The 1,048-nt window shown below is 39.2% G+C and carries 1 protein-coding gene; it reads right to left on the reverse strand.

Features of this window, described 5'->3' with window-relative positions; all coding sequences use genetic code 11:
* Position 1: 1 nt before the first annotated feature.
* Positions 2–949, reverse strand: a complete 948-nt coding sequence (locus H9629_RS15285) for an IS30 family transposase (RefSeq protein ID WP_064102545.1) — start codon at positions 947–949, stop codon at positions 2–4.
* Between the last annotated feature and the right edge of the window lie 99 nt (positions 950–1,048).

A 1,048-nucleotide genomic window follows, 5' to 3' on the forward strand; every position in this document is an offset into this window, starting at 1 on the left:
CTTAGATTAGCATTTGAAGTGCAACACCATATTGTTGCCATAATACCTGACTCGGACTTTTAAAGCCGAGTCTTTTTCTTGGACGATGATTTATACGGTCAGTGATTTCTGAAATGTATTCATCCGTATATTGATTCAAGTCACTTCCTTTTCTAATGTATTGTCTGACTAAGCCATTCGTATTTTCATTCGTACCTCGTTGCCAAGCGCTATAAGGATCAGCGAAATACCAGTCTATTTCTAATTCTTGAGCAGCATATTCATGCAAGCTGAACTCCTTACCATTATCTGCGGTAATTGTCTTGAGCTGATCTTTGATCGGCTCAAGTAGACGAATAGTTGTTTGGCAAACTTCCTCTGCCTGGCGTGAGCTACACTTCTTCAACCACAAATAGCCTGTCTTGCGATCTACAATTGAGACCAATGATTGCTGATGATTCTTACCAACAATCGTATCTATCTCTAGATCACCAAAACGATTACGTTGCTCAATCTCAATAGGTCTATCATGAATGCTTTTACGATTAGCCAGCTGACCACGGGTTTCAGAAGAGCCGTATTTCCTCTTTCTCTGATTTCTAAAACGTAGGTTATGAAACAGTGTACCTCCGTTATTTTTATCCTGCCGTATTAAACGATAAATTGAATGCAAACTCACTGAAACACAAGAAGCGATCTGTTCAGGACTCCATTGAAGTTCAAGATAAGAGATGACATGTGCCCATATTTCATCAGGGATTTTTTTAGGATTGGGGCAATGGCGTCTTCGAGCGAGTTTATTGGCATGTTTAGCAAAGTAGCCATTTCTTGCTCGATTACGGTTGATTTCTCTAGAAATAGTGGAAGGTGAACGATTCAGTCTCCAAGCAATATAACGTTGAGAAAATCCCTCACGTAACAATGTATAAATCTGATATCTTTCTTCTTGGGTAAGATGAGTATAGTTCATGATGCAGCTTTGACTTTGGTCGGTCGGAAGCAAAATGCTAGCTCATCTTGCTTCTTTCCAATAATTTAATCTCTGTTGCACTTCATTTGAGAATCTAAG

Source organism: Acinetobacter pecorum, from assembly GCF_014837015.1.
Lineage (GTDB): Bacteria > Pseudomonadota > Gammaproteobacteria > Pseudomonadales > Moraxellaceae > Acinetobacter > Acinetobacter pecorum.

Bases quoted from the DNA above. Each gene is read 5' to 3' on its own strand.
- H9629_RS15285 (WP_064102545.1), bottom strand. From the start codon at position 949: ATGAACTATACTCATCTTACCCAAGAAGAAAGATATCAGATTTATACA.